This is a genomic window from Micromonospora echinospora (assembly GCF_900091495.1).
In the GTDB taxonomy this organism is placed as follows: domain Bacteria; phylum Actinomycetota; class Actinomycetes; order Mycobacteriales; family Micromonosporaceae; genus Micromonospora; species Micromonospora echinospora.
In genome coordinates, this window is the sequence record NZ_LT607413.1 from 2730733 (window position 1) to 2747386 (window position 16654).

15 protein-coding genes and 1 pseudogene are annotated in these 16654 nt (G+C 73.3%); 10 read left to right on the plus strand and 6 right to left on the minus strand.

Going from position 1 to position 16654, the window contains the following annotated elements; all coding sequences use genetic code 11:
- Position 1: 1 nt before the first annotated feature.
- The 5 genes from GA0070618_RS12455 to GA0070618_RS12475 all read left to right on the plus strand — a co-directional run bounded on the left by GA0070618_RS12455 (position 2) and on the right by GA0070618_RS12475 (position 4498).
- On the plus strand, positions 2 to 970 hold the full coding sequence (locus tag GA0070618_RS12455) for a hypothetical protein (protein WP_088981787.1): 969 nt from the start codon (positions 2 to 4) through the stop codon (positions 968 to 970).
- Positions 967 to 2160 carry a fumarylacetoacetase gene (gene fahA / locus GA0070618_RS12460; RefSeq protein WP_088981788.1) on the plus strand — a complete coding sequence of 398 codons (1194 nt, stop codon included), beginning with the start codon at positions 967 to 969 and terminating at the stop codon, positions 2158 to 2160. Before GA0070618_RS12455 ends, fahA begins: the two co-directional genes overlap by 4 nt.
- Positions 2161 to 2414: 254 nt before the next feature.
- A complete protein-coding gene (locus GA0070618_RS12465) occupies positions 2415 to 2624 on the plus strand; it encodes a DUF397 domain-containing protein (RefSeq protein ID WP_088981789.1) in 210 nt (69 codons plus the stop codon).
- A 169-nt stretch (positions 2625 to 2793) separates the two neighbouring features.
- Entirely contained in the window at positions 2794 to 4080 is a 1287-nt protein-coding gene (locus GA0070618_RS12470; protein WP_088981790.1) for an outer membrane protein assembly factor BamB family protein, read from the plus strand.
- A gap of 94 nt (positions 4081 to 4174) precedes the next feature.
- Positions 4175 to 4498, plus strand: a complete 324-nt coding sequence (locus tag GA0070618_RS12475) for a hypothetical protein (RefSeq protein ID WP_088981791.1) — start codon at positions 4175 to 4177, stop codon at positions 4496 to 4498.
- Positions 4499 to 4617: 119 nt separating this feature from the next.
- Here the strand turns inward: GA0070618_RS12475 and GA0070618_RS12480 are convergent, their stop codons facing one another.
- The 5 genes from GA0070618_RS12480 to hppD all read right to left on the minus strand — a co-directional run bounded on the left by GA0070618_RS12480 (position 4618) and on the right by hppD (position 9744).
- On the minus strand, positions 4618 to 5409 hold the full coding sequence (locus tag GA0070618_RS12480; RefSeq protein ID WP_143740338.1) for a hypothetical protein: 792 nt from the start codon (positions 5407 to 5409) through the stop codon (positions 4618 to 4620).
- 220 nt (positions 5410 to 5629) lie between these two features.
- Complete coding sequence (locus GA0070618_RS12485; protein WP_231931718.1) at positions 5630 to 6184, minus strand: hypothetical protein; 555 nt, start codon at positions 6182 to 6184, stop codon at positions 5630 to 5632.
- A 107-nt stretch (positions 6185 to 6291) separates the two neighbouring features.
- The gene (gene hisC / locus GA0070618_RS12490; RefSeq protein WP_088981793.1) at positions 6292 to 7410 is read right to left on the minus strand and encodes a histidinol-phosphate transaminase; all 1119 of its coding nucleotides are present in this window, start codon (positions 7408 to 7410) and stop codon (positions 6292 to 6294) included.
- The gene (locus GA0070618_RS12495) at positions 7407 to 8435 is read right to left on the minus strand and encodes an RDD family protein (protein ID WP_088981794.1); all 1029 of its coding nucleotides are present in this window, start codon (positions 8433 to 8435) and stop codon (positions 7407 to 7409) included. Before GA0070618_RS12495 ends, hisC begins: the two co-directional genes overlap by 4 nt.
- A gap of 103 nt (positions 8436 to 8538) precedes the next feature.
- Positions 8539 to 9744 carry a 4-hydroxyphenylpyruvate dioxygenase gene (gene hppD, locus GA0070618_RS12500; protein ID WP_088981795.1) on the minus strand — a complete coding sequence of 402 codons (1206 nt, stop codon included), beginning with the start codon at positions 9742 to 9744 and terminating at the stop codon, positions 8539 to 8541.
- A 157-nt stretch (positions 9745 to 9901) separates the two neighbouring features.
- Between hppD and GA0070618_RS12505 the strand changes: the two are divergent.
- Positions 9902 to 10393: pseudogene (locus GA0070618_RS12505) on the plus strand (Lrp/AsnC family transcriptional regulator); the annotation flags it as partial.
- Between the two features lie 11 nt (positions 10394 to 10404).
- Here the strand turns inward: GA0070618_RS12505 and GA0070618_RS12510 are convergent.
- Positions 10405 to 11403 (minus strand): ArsR/SmtB family transcription factor, encoded by a 999-nt coding sequence (locus GA0070618_RS12510; RefSeq protein ID WP_088985481.1) that lies wholly within the window; start codon positions 11401 to 11403, stop codon positions 10405 to 10407.
- A gap of 71 nt (positions 11404 to 11474) precedes the next feature.
- Here GA0070618_RS12510 and GA0070618_RS12515 point away from each other — a divergent pair, with 71 nt between their 5' ends.
- The 4 genes from GA0070618_RS12515 (at position 11475) to GA0070618_RS12530 (ending at position 16635) form a co-directional block, all read left to right on the plus strand.
- Entirely contained in the window at positions 11475 to 12827 is a 1353-nt protein-coding gene (locus tag GA0070618_RS12515) for an MFS transporter (protein WP_088981797.1), read from the plus strand.
- A 112-nt stretch (positions 12828 to 12939) separates the two neighbouring features.
- Positions 12940 to 14361: an outer membrane protein assembly factor BamB family protein gene (locus tag GA0070618_RS12520; protein ID WP_088985482.1), complete on the plus strand. Its 1422-nt coding sequence runs from the start codon at positions 12940 to 12942 to the stop codon at positions 14359 to 14361.
- Between the two features lie 112 nt (positions 14362 to 14473).
- On the plus strand, positions 14474 to 16141 hold the full coding sequence (locus GA0070618_RS12525) for a fumarate hydratase (protein WP_088981798.1): 1668 nt from the start codon (positions 14474 to 14476) through the stop codon (positions 16139 to 16141).
- Between the two features lie 95 nt (positions 16142 to 16236).
- Positions 16237 to 16635 carry a hypothetical protein gene (locus tag GA0070618_RS12530; protein ID WP_088981799.1) on the plus strand — a complete coding sequence of 133 codons (399 nt, stop codon included), beginning with the start codon at positions 16237 to 16239 and terminating at the stop codon, positions 16633 to 16635.
- Positions 16636 to 16654 lie beyond the last annotated feature (19 nt).

Below are 16654 nucleotides of genomic sequence, written 5' to 3' on the forward strand. Positions count from 1 at the left end.
CGTGTCAACGCAGGTGCCCCGGTTCCTCGCCGGACTCGTCGACGACGCTGCGGTCTTCCCGCCCGGCAGCGCGTCCCTGCCCGACGCCCTCGCCGCCCACCGCCGGCACCGCGCCTCCTGGTACGCCGACCTGGTCGGCCCGCTGCTCGCGCCGGCCTCGGCCCTGCCCGACCTGGCCCGGCTCCTCGACGCGTCGGAGCAGACGGACACCGGCGGAGGCGACCACGAGTCCCGGTCGGCGGGCGTCGACGGGAACGAGTCCCGGTCGGCGGGCGTCGACGGGAACGGCTCCCGGCGGGCGACCACCGGGCGGCTCGACGTCGGTGTGATCGGGGACGTCCCGCTCGACCGACTCGGGACGGCCTGCGCGGCGGCCGACCCCCGGCTGCGCGTACGTCAGGTGGAGGCGGCGGTCGCCCGACGCGGCGAGGACCCGCTGCCCGGACTCGCCGAACTGGCCGCCCTCGCCGCCGGCCACCCCGACCTCGACGTGTACGCCGAGATCCCGCTGGCCTGGGGCCTGATGAACGCCCTCGACCAACTCGCCGAGCAGCGGTCCGCCGGCCTCCGGATCGCGGCCAAGTTCCGCACCGGCGGACTGGCCGCCGAACTCTTCCCCACTCCCGGCGAACTGGCCACGGTGGTCTGCGCCTGTCGCGACCGGAAGCTGCCCTTCAAGCTCACGGCCGGGCTGCACCACGCGACCCGCCACCTCGACCCGGAGACCGGGTTCACCCACCACGGCTTCGTCAACGTGCTGGCCGCCGTGGGCGTGGCGGCCGAGGGCGCCGGGGTGAAGGAGGTCACCGAGGTGCTGACCAGGACCGATCCGCGTCCGCTGCTCCAGCAGGTGGAGCCCGGACGCGACGAGGCGCGCCCCCTCTGGGTGGGCTTCGGCTCGTGCAGCGTGCAGGAACCCCTGACCGACCTGATCCGGCTGGGGCTGGTGGACGGAGGCTGGACTCGATGAGCTGGGTGACGGGTGCCGCGGGGTCGCCGTACGGCGTGACGAACCTGCCGTACGGAGTGTTCCGGCACGGCGGGCGGGAACCCCGGATCGGCGTACGCGTCGCGGATCTCGTGCTCGACCTGACCGGCGCGGAGGAGGCCGGGCTGGTGCTGGCCGCCGGGGCGTTCGGTCGGCCCACGCTGAACGACTTCATGGCGCTCGGGCGTCCGCAGTGGACGGCCGTCCGGCAGCGTCTGGTCGAGCTGCTCACCGACCCGCAGCACCGGCCGGCGGTGGAGCCGCTGCTGGTGCCGCTCGCCGAGGTGGAGATGGCCCTGCCGTTCGAGGTCGCCGACTACGTCGACTTCTACTCGTCGGAGCACCACGCGTCGAACGTCGGGCAGATCTTCCGCCCCGGCCAGCCGCCGCTGCTGCCGAACTGGAAGCACCTGCCGGTCGGGTACCACGGCCGGGCCGGCACGGTGGTGGTCTCCGGCACGCCGGTGGTCCGCCCGTGCGGGCAGCGCGCCGCCGACGGTCCGGTCTTCGGCCCCTCCGTGCGCCTCGACATCGAGGCCGAGGTCGGCTTCGTGGTGGGCGTCGGTTCGCCGTTGGGCCACCGGGTCTCCGCCGACGACCTCACCGACCACGTCTTCGGCGTGGTGCTGGTCAACGACTGGTCGGCGCGGGACATCCAGGCGTGGGAGTACCAGCCCCTCGGCCCGTTCCTCGGCAAGTCCTTCGCCACCTCGATCTCGGCCTGGGTCACCCCGTTGGACGCGCTCGCCGACGCCTTCGTGCCGGCCCCGGAACAGGACCCGACCGTGCTCGACTACCTGCGGGACGTCCCGCACCGGGGACTGGACCTGCGGCTGACCGTGGAGTGGAACGGCGAGCGGGTCAGCGAGCCACCCTTCGCCGGTATGTACTGGACCCCGGCCCAGCAGCTCGCCCACCTGACCGTCAACGGCGCGTCGCTGCGGACCGGCGACCTGTACGCCTCGGGTACCGTGTCCGGCCCCGAGCGTGGCCAGGCCGGCTCGTTCCTGGAGCTGACCTGGGGTGGCAGCGAGCCGGTCCGGGTCGGCGACGGGACCCGCACCTTCCTGGAGGACGGGGACACGGTCACCGTGACGGCCACCGCGCCCGGCCCGGACGGCACCGTCATCGCACTCGGCGAGGTGACCGGCACCATCCTCCCCGCCACCTGACCGCCGACGGATCCGGCCACCTGACCGCCGGCGGTTCGGCCGAACGACCGTCGACAGGATCCCGCCGAGCGACCGCCGGGCGGGGCCCGGTGGACGGTCCACCGGTCCGGTCCGTCGCCGCAGGTCGACCGTCCCCCGGTCGCACAAGGGGTCCGACCGGTGTCTTCGCCTCCTCCGTTGATCGTCCCGGATCCCGCCGCCCGCCAGGGCGGCGGCAGTCGTGGGACGTCCCACCGGACAGGGAGGTAAGCGAGATGAACGATCTCGTCGGCGCCGTCTGGCGCAAGAGCAGCCGCTCCAACGACCAGGGGCTCTGCGTGGAGGTGGCGGACAACGTGGTCGCCACCCTCGGCGTGGTCGGCGTGCGTGACTCCAAGGACCTGACCGGTCCCACGCTCGCGGTCAGCCCGCCGGGGTGGTCGGCGTTCGTCGCCGGGCTGCGTAGGGGAGAACTGCGGCCCTGAGCCCGGTGGATCCGGCGGTCGAGAGGTTCGGCGTCGCCCACTGCCGGGCGGAACGTGAACCTCCGACCGCCGACCATCGGGTCGGATGCCGGGGTGTCGGGCCGCTCGGGCGCCACCTGCGCCGGTGCGGGGCTCCTTCGCTGGGTAGGGTGCCGGGCGGAGGTGGGTCATGGGGATCCCGAAGGGCCGGCGGCGGATCGTCGTCGCGGTCGCGGCGCTGCTCGTCGCCGGGCTGGCCGCCGCCACCGTGTACCGGGTGCTCGCCCCGGCCGAGGTCGTCACCGTGGCCCGTGGGGAACGGCCGTCGGCGGTCGAGCCGGAGGTCGGTCCGGTCGGGCGCTTCTCCACCGCCCCGCTGATCGTCGACGGTCGGCTGCGGGTGTACGCGACGACCCGGCAGGTCTGGGCCGACGAGCCGGTCGACGACCGCCAACGGAACACCCCGTACTGGTCGTACCGGCGGTGGCCGGCCCAGCTCAACGGGGTGGTGGCCGCCGGGACGACGGTGGTGAGCCGTTGGTCGGACGGGCGGCTGGTGGCCCTCGACGCCGACACCGGCCGGGTCGCCTGGCAGGCGGACGCCCCCGCCCCGCAGGAGGGCTACACGGGGCGGCGTACCGGCGCGGGAACCGTCTGGCAGCCGTCCGGCCTGCACACCGCCACCGGTCCGGGCGGGACGGTGGTGGTCGTCGTCGGCGACCGGCAGTTGCAGGGAACCGACCTGACCACCGGTCGGCAGCTCTGGCGGGCCGACGTCGACCCTGGTTGCCGTACCGATGTCGGGACCACCGTCGCGGGTCTCCTCGCCACGCTGGACCGGTGCGCGGGCAGCCCGGTCGTCGAGTTCCGCGCTGCCACCAGCGGCGCGGTGGTCGAACGCTGGAGCCCGCCGGGGGCGGGCGCGGAGGTGATCGTCACCCCGACCGGATGCACCACCGCCCGTTCGAACTGCGGCGGTCTGCACATCACCGAGACCGGGAGCGCCGACCCGGGCGGCGGGGGCGCGGCCGGCGAGGACGGTGGCCGGGGCTGGCTGGTCGACGGCAGGTCGCCCGTGGCCGCCCTGGGCCTCGACCGCGCCGGCACGGTGCTCGTCGGGGAGGTCGGTGTCTCGGTGGTCGACGGGATGGTGGTGGCCCGCTCGGCGCTCACCGGCGACGAGCTGTGGCGTCGGGTCGACCTCGGCCCGGGAACCACGGTGGTCGCCGCGCAGCCGGGCCGCGTGCACCTGCTGACCGGGGAGAAGGAACTGGTCACCCTCGACCCGGCCGACGGCGTCGAGCGGTCCCGCTTCCGGTTCACGGTCGGTCGTGACGGGACGGGCTGGACGCCGGGGCTGGGCTACGCGGCCGGCGGGTACGTCGGGCTGGAGCGTCTGCGTACCCCGGTCGACGCGTCCGGGGACGACCAGCGGTACTACGCGATGGCCGAGCCGGTGGTGCTTGCCGCGATCTGACATCCCTACGGGGTGCCAGGACCCGAAGCCGCGTCGCGATCTGCCCGGAAAGGGTAGTTTTCTAGTTCATCGGCGTGGAGAAGGGGGCCCGGGAATGGTCGGCGCGGGAACCAGCTGGCCGGCGGGTGGTGTGCTCGTCGTCGCGGCGGCACTGCTGCTGCCCGCTCCGGCCGACGCGGCAGTCCGGGCGTCCGTCGTGTCGGCCGTACGGGCCGAGCCGTCGGCGGGGACCGGGGTCACCTTCGAGGTGGTGCCGGCCCAACCCACGGTGGCACCGACCCAGCCCGCGCCCACCCAGCCCGGTGGCGCGCTGCCGGTGACCGGATTCGGCCTGAGCCGGTGGGTCGCTCTGGTGACGCTCGGACTTGCCCTGCTGGTGGTCGGTTGGTGGGCGGCTCGCCGCCGACGTCCGGCCTGACCGGGTTGATCGCGGTGAGCCACGTCCGGCCTGACAAGTGGTCGGTGCCACGTCCGGCCCTGACCGGTGGTCGGTCGCCGGGAGCCGCCTCCGGCCGGCCCCCCGCCTGGCGATTGGACTCAGCGTCCGACCAGGATCCGCCGGCGGTACCGCCGGGCCAGCGTCGTCAGACCGGCGACGACCAGCACTCCCGCTGCCGCTATCGCCACGTTCCACCAGGTGACCAGCTGGGAGAGGAACGTCCCCGGTTTCCCGGTCTCGCCGGGGTCGGGAAATTCGATCCGCCCGGTGGCGGTCTTCTTCACCCGGCCACTCTCCAGGTCGACCTGGAGCGTCCACGGCCCGTTCGACAGTTCCGCCGGGAAACGGGCGGTGACCTGCCCCGACTGCCCCGGTGCCAGGGTCGTGCCCTGCACCACGTCGAAGGGGCCAGCCCGGGTTCCGGCGGGTCCCTCGGTGAGGGCCACCTTTCCGGTCAGATCGAGGGCCCGGCCGCCGGTGTTCGTGACCCCGATGGCGACCGAGGGTTCGCCCTGCGGGCTCCGGGCCGGGATCAGGTCACCGATGGTGAAGTCGGAGGGCGGCTCGCCGCCGGGGCCGATGTCGAGGTACATCCGGACACCGACCCGGTGGGTCTGGGTGACCTGGCCCCCCGGCCGGGGCAGGGAGGTGGTGGACGCCCAGATCACCCCGTACCGTTCGCCGGCCGAGGCGGCGGGGGGCACCCGGATGGTCGCCCGGACCCGGGTTTCCGCCTGTGGACCCAGCTCGACCGTGGTGCGGTCCAGACTGATCCAGGAGGTGAGTTCGTTGGCGGCGCGTCCCTCGCCGAAGGTGAACTTGTTCTCCTCGAGGGTCGCCGCAGCCGGGTAGACGTCGATCCGTCGCCGCTCCTCGGTGCGATTGGTCACCAGGAGCTGCCGTGTGATCGTCTCGCCCGGCGGCAGGTGGTCGACAATGTAGCGCCGTGCCCGAGGGTCGTCGCGGCGATTGGTGGGGGCCTCCAGCAACCGGATGCCGATGCTGCCCTCGTCCGGGTCCGGCTCGGCCGCGCCGGCCCGGGTCGACAGACCCGGGCCGGCGAGACAGAGCAGTGCCAGCGTGGCCGCAGCGGCCGACCGGCCCCGGCGGCTACGCCACCGAATGCGTCACCGTCCCGGTGTAGACCCCCGCGACGCTGTCCAGCGGCACGTTGACGATCAGGGTGGGGTTCCAGGTGGCGGTGTTGCCGCCGGTGCCTCCGGTGTGGGTGAACGCGACGACCGGGGTGACGCTCGACAGCGGTTCGGCGTCGCCCGCGGTCGCCTGGCCGGGGGTGAACGTGCCGGTTCCGGTGGTCGCCGTGGCCGGGCCGGACCAGTAGTCGATCTCTTCGGGCAGGACCGTCTCGGGCGGAGTGCCGCCACCGGTCTGGAACACCGACGCGGTCACCGAGGCCACCCAGGAGGCGTCCGTAGCGCCCCGCGAGTCGGTCACGGTGACCGGGCCGAGTGAGCCGGTGATGGTGCCGCCGGGCGCCCCGGTACCCAGGTCTGCGGTGGTCGGGGCGTCGATGTCGAGAGTGCCCGCGAGGATCTCGAAGGTGACGGTCGTGGAGTCGGTGGGCGCGGCGGCGGCTGGCGTTGCGCCGAGTCCGACCGCCGCGACCGCGACGGCTCCCATGAGGCAGATCTTGGCAGTGCGCACTGATGTTTCCCCGTCTACTCGAAGTGCCGATGCCGTCTCGGCGCGGTCACGCCGTCGGCCACCTCGAAAGATAGGGCATAAAAAGTACAAACAGCCCTAAATCGGACTTACCGCCCAATCTCCTTGCTGAGTGCCGACTCGACCACCGCCAGGAAGGCGTCGTTCTCCGCCGGGGTGCCGATGGTCATCCGGACGCCGTCACCGGGGAACGGGCGGACGATCACGCCGCGCGCCTCGCACGCCTTGGCGAACGTGATCGCCCCCTCGCCCAGCGGCAGCCAGACGAAGTTGCCCTGGCTGGTCGGAAGGTCCGGCACGAACGCGCGCAGCGCCTCGGTGACCCGGTCCCGCTCGGCGACGACCAGCGCGCACCGGCGCTCGACCTCGTCGGCCTGGGCCAGCGCGGCCAGCGCGGCGGCCTGGGCGGGCGCGTTGATCGAGAACGGGGTGACCACCTTCCGTACGGCGGCGGCCACCGCCGGCTGGGCAACCATGAAACCCACCCGCATCCCGGCCAGCCCCCACGCCTTCGACAGGGTGCGCAGCACCGCCACGTTGGGCCGGTCGACGTAGCCGAGACCGTCCGGCACCTCCGGGTCGGTGACGAACTCCCGGTACGCCTCGTCGATCACCACCAGCACGTCGTCCGGCACGGCGTCGAGGAAGCGCTCCAACTCGGGCCGGCGCAGGAAGGTGCCGGTGGGGTTGTTCGGGTTGCAGACCACCACCATCCGGGTCCGGTCGGTCACCGCCGCCGCCATCGCGGCCAGGTCGTGCCCGTGGTCCGGCAGGTTGGGCACCGGCACGCTGGTCGCCCCGCTGGTCGCCACGACGATCGGGTACGCCTCGAAGGAGCGCCACGAGTAGACCACCTCGTCGCCGGGGAGGCAGGTGGCCCGCACCAGGTGCTCGGCGAGCGCCACCGAACCGCAACCGGTGACGATCTGCTCCGGCGTCACGCCGTACCGCTCGGCGAGGGCGGAGTGCAGCGCCACCACGCCCATGTCGGGGTAGCGGTGCGACCCGGCGGCGGCCTCGGCGATCGCCTCCACCACACCGGGCAGCGGGCCGTAGGGCACCTCGTTGCTCGCCAGCTTGATGGCCTCCGGGATGCCCAGCTCCCGGGCCAGGTCGGCCGGGCTGCGGCCGGGAACGTAGTTGGGCAGCGCGTCGAGGTCGGCGCGGGTGAGCCGGATCGGGGGCTCGCGGCGGCCGGTGTCGGTCATTCGGCATCTCCCTCTGGGCGGTCGTGCGCTTCGGCACGGGTGGGGGTGGGACGAGGCACCTGGACGACCACGGTCTGCGCGCGCTTGTCGTGCAGCGCCTGGCGCAGCGGATGGTCGAAGAGAGGGGACAGGGCGTCGAGGAGCTGGAGCAGCAGACCGAGGCCGCAGCAGTACCAGAGCAGGGTGGGCAGGCCGAGGGTGTTCCAGCGCCGGAAGGACCGGCCGAAGCCGAGCGGCTGGTCACCGGCGACCGGCACCGCGCGGATGCCCATCACCCGCTTGCCGAAGGTCTGCCCCCCGCTGGCCATCGACGGGACCTCGTAGGCGAACCAGAGGGCGGTCGCGAGCAGCAGGATCGCCACCTGGAGACCACCGGCCTGGTCGCCCGGCTGAGGCAGCGGTTCGGTGGACGTGGAGCCGCTCGACACCCGGGCCCAGAACTCCCGCCAGACCGGCGACATCTCCTGCATGAACCGCCAGACGAACCAGCCGTTCACCACCGCGTTCAGCAGGAACACGATGCCGAAGTCGATCAGGCGGGCGAGGAAGCGGGGACCGTACCCGGCCAGGGCCAGGCCGTGCGGGCGCGGCTCGGGGGGGCGTACCGGGTACCCGGGGTGCGGCCAGCCGGGCGGCGGGACGTGACCGGGCGGGAATACGTACGGCGGCGGGGGATGGTGGCCGGGCGGGGGAGCGTACCCGGGCGGCGGCCACGGCCCCGTCGGCTGCGCCCCGGGGGCCGGTGACGGGGGTGTCGGCGGCCCGGTGGGGCCGGGCCACGGGGGGCCGGTGACCGGACCGGCCGGGGGCGGCGCGGAGGTCGGCGTGGCTGGGCCCGGACCGGCCGCCGGGGTGGCCGGTGCCGGTTCGGTCGGGGTCGGGGCGGGTGCCGGTTCGGCCGGCGGTGGTCCCTCGGGTGGGGTAGCGTCGGCGGATATCGGCGCGCCGATCCACCCCTCGCCATCCCAGTAGCGCTGGGTCTCGGGGTCGGCAGGGTCGACGTACCAGCCGGGTTGCACACTCACGCAGCTACCTTAACGACGCCTTCGCCAGCGACCAGCCACCTGTGGCACGGGGTTCGGCCGGTCACCGTCCACCCGGTGGACGGCGACCGGCCCGGTCGACGACTCAGAGGTTGCCGCGCCGCTCCTGCTCGCGTTCGATCGCCTCGAAGAGGGCCTTGAAGTTGCCCTTGCCGAAGCCGAGCGAACCGTGCCGCTCGATCAGCTCGAAGAAGACCGTCGGCCGGTCCTGCACCGGCTTGGTGAAGATCTGGAGCAGGTAGCCGTCCTCGTCCCGGTCGACGAGGATCTTGCGGGCCTTCAGTTCCTCGATCGGCACCCGTACGTTGCCGATCCGGGCGCGCAGCTCCGGGTCGTCGTAGTACGAGTCCGGGGTGTCCAGGAACTCCACGCCGGCGGCCCGCATCGCGTCGACGCTGGCCAGGATGTCGTTGGTGGCCACCGCGATGTGCTGGGCGCCCGGCCCCTGGTAGAACTCCAGGTACTCGTCGATCTGCGACTTCTTCCGGGCGACGGCCGGCTCGTTGAGCGGGAACTTGACCTTCCGGGTGCCGTTGGCGACCACCTTGCTCATCAGCGCCGAGTAGTCGGTGGCGATGTCGTCGCCGATGAACTCCGCCATGTTGGTGAAGCCCATCACGCGCCGGTAGAACTCGACCCACTCGTCCATACGGCCCAGCTCGACGTTGCCGACCACGTGGTCGACCGCCTGGAAGAAGCGCTTCGGCTGCACCCCGGCGTCGATCATGGGCTGCCGGTCGACGATCGGCCCCCGGGCGACGAAGCCGGGCAGGAACGGGCCGGTGTAGCGGGAGCGGTCGACCAGGGTGTGCCGGGTGTCGCCGTAGGTGGCGATCGCGGCGACCCGGACGGTGCCGTGCTCGTCGGTGACCTCGTGCGGCTCCAGCAGGCCGGTCGCGCCCTGGGCGGTGGCGTGCGCGTACGCCGCGTCGACGTCCGGGACCTCCAGGGCGATGTCGGCGACGCCGTCGCTGTGCTTGGCGACCAGGGCGGCGTCCGGCGCGTCGGGGCGGACCGCGCCCCGGAGGACGAACCGGGCCGAACCGCTGGTGAGCACGTACTCGGCGTAGTCCCGGTAGCCCTGCTCCGGCCCCCGGTACGCCACGGCGGTCATGCCGAACGCGGTGGAGTAGTAGTGGGCGGCCTGCTTGGCGTTGCCCACCAGGAAGCCGATGTGGTCGAGTCCGCGCACCGGGAACGGGTCGTGGCTGATGTCGTGGTCGACGGCGCCGACGAGCGCGTCGACGTCGACCTCTTCGGTCGACATGGGTCGGTCGATCGCCTGGGTCATCGTGGACTCCCTCCGTACGGTGCCGCCCGTGGCCCCGGCGGCGGTGTGACGTCGCACCGCGCGGTGCTCCTTCAGGCGAGGATCGCGGCCGGCACACCGGTGGGCAACAGTCAGCCGATCGGCTGGTCAGGTTGCGCATTCGGTATGGTCTTCACTCATGACCAGTGGTCAGGTTGTCCAGCTCGACCAGCTCGACGCGAGCCTGGTCGAGTTGCTCGCCGCCGAGCCGCGGATCGGGGTGCTGGAGTGCTCCCGCCGCCTGGGCGTGGCCCGGGGAACCGTCCAGGCCCGCCTCGACAAGCTCGTCGACCGGGGAGTGGTGACCGGCTTCGGGCCGGACGTCCGCCCAGCGGCCATCGGGTTCGGGGTGACCTCCTTCGTCACCCTGGAGATCAGCCAGCGGCAGGGGCACGACCCGGTCACCGCCCACCTCGCCAAGATCCCCGAGGTGCTGGAGGCGCACACCATCACCGGTTCCAGCGACGTGCTCTGCCGGATCGTGGCCCGGTCGAACGCCGACCTCCAGCGGGTCATCGACCAGATCGTCTCGTACGAGGGCATCCGCCGGGCCTCGACCATCATCGCGCTGGCCGAGCAGATCCCGTACCGCGTACTGCCGCTGGTGCGCTCGGCGGCCACCGGCCGGCCCTGACCCACCGCCTACCCGGGCCGGGCGTCCCGGGCCAGGGCGTCGCCGAGCGTGGTGCGGGCGTACCGGACCGCCCGCCCGGTGCGGGTGCGGGTCACCAGCCCGGCGTCCCGCAGCACCGCCAGATGCCCACCGACCCCGCCCAGGGTCAGGTCGAGCTGCCGGACGAGCTGGCTGGTGGTGGCGGGTGCGGCCAGGGCCCGCAGCACCGCCGCCCGGGTGCGGCCGAGCAGCCGGTCCAGAGCGTCCGGCGGCCGGTCCGGGTCGGGCGGGCCGAGCAGGTCCACCACGCCGGAGGCGCGGTAGACCAGCGCGAACGGCCACGGCGGCTCGACATAGTTGATCATCATGCCGAAGACGGTCGGCACGAAGAGCAGCCCCTTGCCACCGAGCGAGTAGACGTCCGGCTGCCGGTCGGCCACCACGATGGCGCCGAACGGGCCACCCGGATCCCAGCTCAGCCGGGGGTCGAGACCGGCCACGGCGGCACCCCAGCCGTAGGTGACCAGCCGGCCGGCGCGCTGGACGACGTCCCGCTCCAGGATGGTCCGCAGTCGGGGCCACTCCGGCTCGACCAGGGTCGCCCAGACCGCCTCGACCGCGTCCGCGAGCCGGTCCACCACGTCCGGTGAGCGGAAGATCCGCTGCGCGTACGCCGGCGGGGTGCGGTGCCCGGCGAGGTTGCGGGCCAGTTCGTAGCGGGCCCGCTCGCGCGGGGTGGCCCGGACCGCGGCGATCTCGTCGGCGAAGCTCCGTCCGGTGCCGGCCGGCGGCGGCTGGATGAAGTCGGCGTTGTAGCCGCCCCGGCGCAACAGGGCCAGCAGCGCCCCCACCGCCGGCACCTCCCGGCGCAGCCGCTGGTACGCCGGGCGGACCCGGGCCGTCCACGGCGCGAGCCCAGGCACGCTGTGCTGGCCGGCGCACAACCGGAGCGCCGACATCGCCTCGCCCAACGGCGAGATGGCGTACCGGCTGGCCGCAATGTCGGCCGGGGTCACCTGGATCCGCACGTACCGGCCCACCTTTCGTCCTCAGGCGAAAGGATAGAGCGCCCGACGCGGTCCGGACAGGATGGCGTCTCGTGACCTCAGCCCGCACCACCACCGCACCACCTGTCGCGCCGGACCGGCCGGCCACCTTCCGGGACGTCTTCGCCGTCGCCGAGTTCCGGGTGATCTTCGCCAGCTACGGCGTGTTCCTGATCGGCGAGACGGTCAAGATGCTCGCCCTCTCCGTGCTGGTGTACGAGCGCACCGGATCCGGCCTGATCGCCGCGCTCGCGTACGTCACCGGGTTCCTGCCGCACGCGTTCGGCGGGGTGTTCCTGCTCGCCCTCGCCGACCGGTGGCCGCCCCGCGCCGTCATCGTCGGCTACGAACTGGTCCGGCTGGCCCTGGTGGCGGTGCTCGCCATCGGGGTGCTCCCGCCGGCCGGCATGCTCGGGCTGGTCTTCGTCGTCGGGCTGTTCGGCCCGGTCAGCAGCGCCGCCCGGACCGCGCTGCTGCCGGAGATCCTGCACGGCGACGCGTACGTGCTGGGCCGCTCCCTGCTCACCGTGGCGTCCGGCGGCACCCAGGTCGTCGGGTTCGCCGTCGGCGGCCTCCTGCTCGGCGTGGTCGGGCCGTACGGGGCGCTCTGGCTGACCGCCGCCACCTGCGCCCTGTCGGCCCTGCTCGTCCGGGCCGGGCTGCGGGCCCGTCCCGGGCGGAACCGGAGCGCCCCGGCCCGGCCCGACGGGACCGGCCCGACCGGCCCGGCCCGAACCGACGGGACCGGCCCGACCGGCCCGGCCCGAACCGACGGGACCGGCCCGACCGGCCCGACCCGGACCGGCGCGGTGCGGGAGACCTGGCGGGGAAACCGGGAACTCCTCGCCGACCGGCGGATCCGGGGACTGCTGCTGGCCCAGTGGCTGCCCGGCTCGATGCTGGTCGGGGCCGAGGCGGTCGCCGTGCCGTACGCGGCCGGACTCGGCCCCGGGGCGAGCGCCGGCGTGCTGCTGATGGCCGGGGCGTTCGGAATGCTCGTCGGGGACCTGGTGGTCGGGCGGTTCGTGCCGCCGGCCGCCCGGGAACGGCTCAGCCCGTGGCTCGCGCTGCTGCTCGGCGTACCGGTGCTGGGGTTCCTGTTCCGGCCCGGCCTGGTCGTCGCCGCGCTGCTCTTCGCGGTGGCCGCCGCCGGTTTCGCCTACCAGCTCGGACTGGCCCGCCGGTTCCTCGACGCGGTGCCCGAGTCCCGGCGCGGCCAGGCGTTCGGGCTGACCAGCACCGGCCTGATGACCGCCCAGGGACTCGCCGCGGCCGGTGGCGGCGCGGTGACCGAGGTGACCGGCCCGGCGGTGGCGATGGCCCTCGCCGGGGTCGCCTCGCTCGCCGCCACCGGGGCGCTGTGGCGGGTCCTCACCCCGGAGCCGTCGCCCGACCGTCCGGATTAGTTCACCGACACGGCCGTACGGAGGGCGCCGGGGCCGTGCCGACCTGGCTACGGTGTCCGTTGTGGCTCAGCAGGGCGGCCGGTGCGTCATTTGCTACGTGATCCTCGCGTTGATCGCGGTCGTCGTGCTGACCCTGACCGGGGTGTGGAATCCCTGGCCGGGGGTGTGGGACGCGGTCAACCGCAGCCGACCCATCTCCGAGCCGGACGTGACCTGGCAGCGCCGCATCGGCGGCACCCCGAAGAGCGTCACCGTCGCCGGGGACACCGTCGTCGTGGAGCAGCGGACCCGGGTGGAAGGGCTCAGCCTCGCCACCGGCGCGCCGCTGTGGGAGCGCAAGGCGGACTGGGCGGCGGTCGCCGGGAACGGTCGTGACGCGGTCGTCGCGGTCGGCAAGCTGCTGGTCAAGGGGTACGAGCTGCTCGACCCGGCGACCGGCGCGGTGCGCCGCCGGGACAACGAGGCGGTGGCCGTCTGGACGTACCGGAACATGGTGCTGGACGCCCGCTGCGCCCAGGCCACCGACTGCACGGTCAGCGCCTGGGACGTGCGGGGCAGCCGTCCGCTCTGGACGGCCTTCCTGCCCGGCGTGGAGAGCGGCTTCTTCGCCGACAACCCGGAACTGCTCGGCACCCGGCGACTGACCGGCCTCCGGATCGACCCCGGCGTGGCCGGTCCGGAGGCGGTGCCCGCCCTGCTCGGCTTCCCGGTCGACGGCCGGGTGCACGTGCTGGACACCGCGACCGGCCGGGTGGTGCGTGACATCGAGCCCGGCCGGGAGGAACGGCTGGTCGCCGTCGGTGGGCGGCTGCTGCGGATCGAGGCGAGGTCGGAGGACGGCACCTGCTACTTCACCATCTCCGGCCGGGACGCGAACACCGGGCGGGAGGTGTGGCGACGCGCCGGGATCAACCTGCGAACCGCCGACAACGCCGGGTGCGTGCAGCGGGAGGACCCGCAGGGCGCGCGGAACGTGGTGGTCGGGGTGGCCCCGGATGCCCGGGAGACGGTCGTGGACGCCTACGACGGGCGGCTGCTCTGGGTCGGCGCGGCCGGGGAGAAACTCGTCGCCGTCGACGACCGCCACCTGCTGGCCCGCTCCGCGGACAAACGCTCGATCGTCGGACGGGAACTCGGCGTCGACCGTCCGCGCTGGACCCGGCGGTCGGCGGAGAAGACGGCCGGGGCGCTCACCCCGTACGCGGCGGTGCTCAGCGAGGACGGTCCCTCCCGGGCGGTCGCCCTCGACCCCCGTACCGGGCGGGAACTGGCGAATCTGCGTACCTCGGCGAACGTGCTGGCGGTCGGGCCCGGTGGCATGGTGATCGGCGAGGGTCGGGAGATCGGGTACGTCCGGTTCGCCGGGGCCCCCGGCGGCGCGCCGGCGGCCGGCGACGACGGTTCCGGCCGGAACTCCGGCGACGGTTCCGACGGGAACTCCGGCGACGGCCCGGGCCGCGGCCCGGACCCGGCCGCGAGCTGCGGTCCGAAGGGCGAGAGCTGCCCGGAGCCGGACGGCGGCAAGGACGGATGAGCGGGGGTGACCACCGGGACGGGTGGCGGGAGGCGGCACGGATGAGAGCGGTGTCGCACGACTCACCCGGCGGGTACGACGACGCGGCCCGACTGCCCTAGGCTTTCCGCTCATGAGCAGTGCCGCCGCGTTCACCTACGCCCCTTTGCTCCCGGTCGGTGCCGACCAGACCGAGTACCGGCTGGTCACCGACGAGGGCGTCGACGTCGTCAACGGTCCGGGTGGCCGTCGGTTCCTCACCGTGGACCCGGCCGCGCTCACCGCCCTGACCGCCGAGGCGATGCACGACATCGCGCACTTCCTGCGCCCGGCCCACCTGGCCCAGCTCCGGTCGATCATCGACGATCCGGCGGCCTCCCCGAACGACCGCTTCGTCGCGCTGGACCTGCTGCGCAACGCGAACATCGCGGCCGGTGGGGTGCTGCCGATGTGCCAGGACACCGGAACCGCCATCGTGATGGGCAAGCGGGGCCGGCACGTGCTCACCGACGGCACCGACGCGGAGGCCATCTCCCGGGGCGTCTTCCAGGCGTACACGAGGCTGAACCTGCGCTACTCGCAGCTCGCCCCGCTGACCATGTGGGAGGAGCGGAACACCGGCAGCAACCTGCCGGCGCAGGTGGAGATCTACGCCGAGGACCCGGACGGTCACCCGGACGCGTACAAGTTCCTCTTCATGGCCAAGGGCGGCGGCTCGGCCAACAAGTCGTACCTCTACCAGGAGACCAAGGCGCTGCTGAACCCGACGCGGATGATGCAGTTCCTGGAGGAGAAGCTGCGGCTGATCGGCACCGCGGCCTGCCCGCCGTACCACCTGGCGATCGTGATCGGCGGGACCTCGGCCGAGTACGCGCTGAAGACCGCCAAGTACGCCTCCGCCAAGTACCTCGACGCGCTGCCGACCGAGGGCTCGATGACCGCGCACGGCTTCCGGGACCTGGAGCTGGAAGCCGAGGTGCTGGAGCTGACCCGAAACTTCGGCATCGGCGCGCAGTTCGGCGGACGCTACTTCTGCCACGACGTACGGGTGGTCCGGCTGCCCCGGCACGGCGCGTCCTGCCCGGTGGCGATCGCGGTCTCCTGCTCGGCCGACCGGCAGGCGGTAGCCAAGATCACCCCGTCGGGCGTGTGGCTGGAGCGCCTCGAAACCGACCCGGCCCGCTACCTGCCCGACGTCACCGACGAGACCCTGGAGACCGAGGAGGTCGTCCGGGTCGACCTGAACCGGCCGATGGACGAGATCCGCGCCGAGCTGTCGAAGTACCCGGTGAAGACCCGGCTCTCGCTGACCGGTCCCCTGGTCGTCGCCCGGGACATCGCCCACGCCAAGATCGCCGAGCGGCTGGACGCGGGCGAGCCGATGCCGCAGTACCTGCGCGACCACGCCGTCTACTACGCCGGCCCGGCCAAGACCCCCGAGGGGTACGCTTCCGGCTCGTTCGGCCCGACCACCGCCGGCCGGATGGACGCCTACGTGGAGAAGTTCCAGGCGGCCGGCGGCTCGATGGTGATGCTCGCCAAGGGCAACCGGTCCGGCCAGGTCACCCGCTCCTGCCACCAGCACGGCGGCTTCTACCTCGGCTCCATCGGCGGCCCCGCCGCCCGGCTCGCCCAGGACTGCATCAAGCACGTCGAGGTCCTGGAGTACCAGGAGTTGGGCATGGAGGCGGTCTGGAAGATCGAGGTGGAGGACTTCCCGGCCTTCATCGTGGTCGACGACAAGGGCAACGACTTCTTCGCCGAGGTCACCAAGCCGGTCCTCACCGTCGGCCGCCGCTGACCACTGTAAGAACTCAGAATTCTTTGGAGGAGGGGAAGTCTCCAAGGTCTCATAAGTCTTCAGTCTGCTACTCTCCCTATGGAGAAGGAGGCTGGATGCCGCAGATTGACGTCGATGAAGAAACCGACAGCTACCTTGCGTTCGCAGCCGCGCTGGCTGGCCTGACAAAAGGGCAGGTCGTCGCTCGGCTGGTGAAGCAGGTGCAGGGTGCGGCGGCTCTGTCGGGGGGCGCCGAAACCGAGCCGGCCTCGGTGCGGATCTACGCTGACTATGCCGGGCACCGGACGTTCGGCCTGTTCGTTCCGGGGCCGGGTCGGATTGAGATCACCTCCGGCCCTCTCGAAGGCGAGACCTTCCGCACTCCCAGTGAGGCGGCACGCGAGATCGTCAAGCACTACAACCCGGGTGTCAGTCCGCACCGGAACGGTTGGGGGTTCTTCTTCGTCGCTGCCAACGGCGCTCCGCTCCAGAGTCTCCGGCACAAGCCCGCCTGAGCGCTCTGCATGAAGCCTC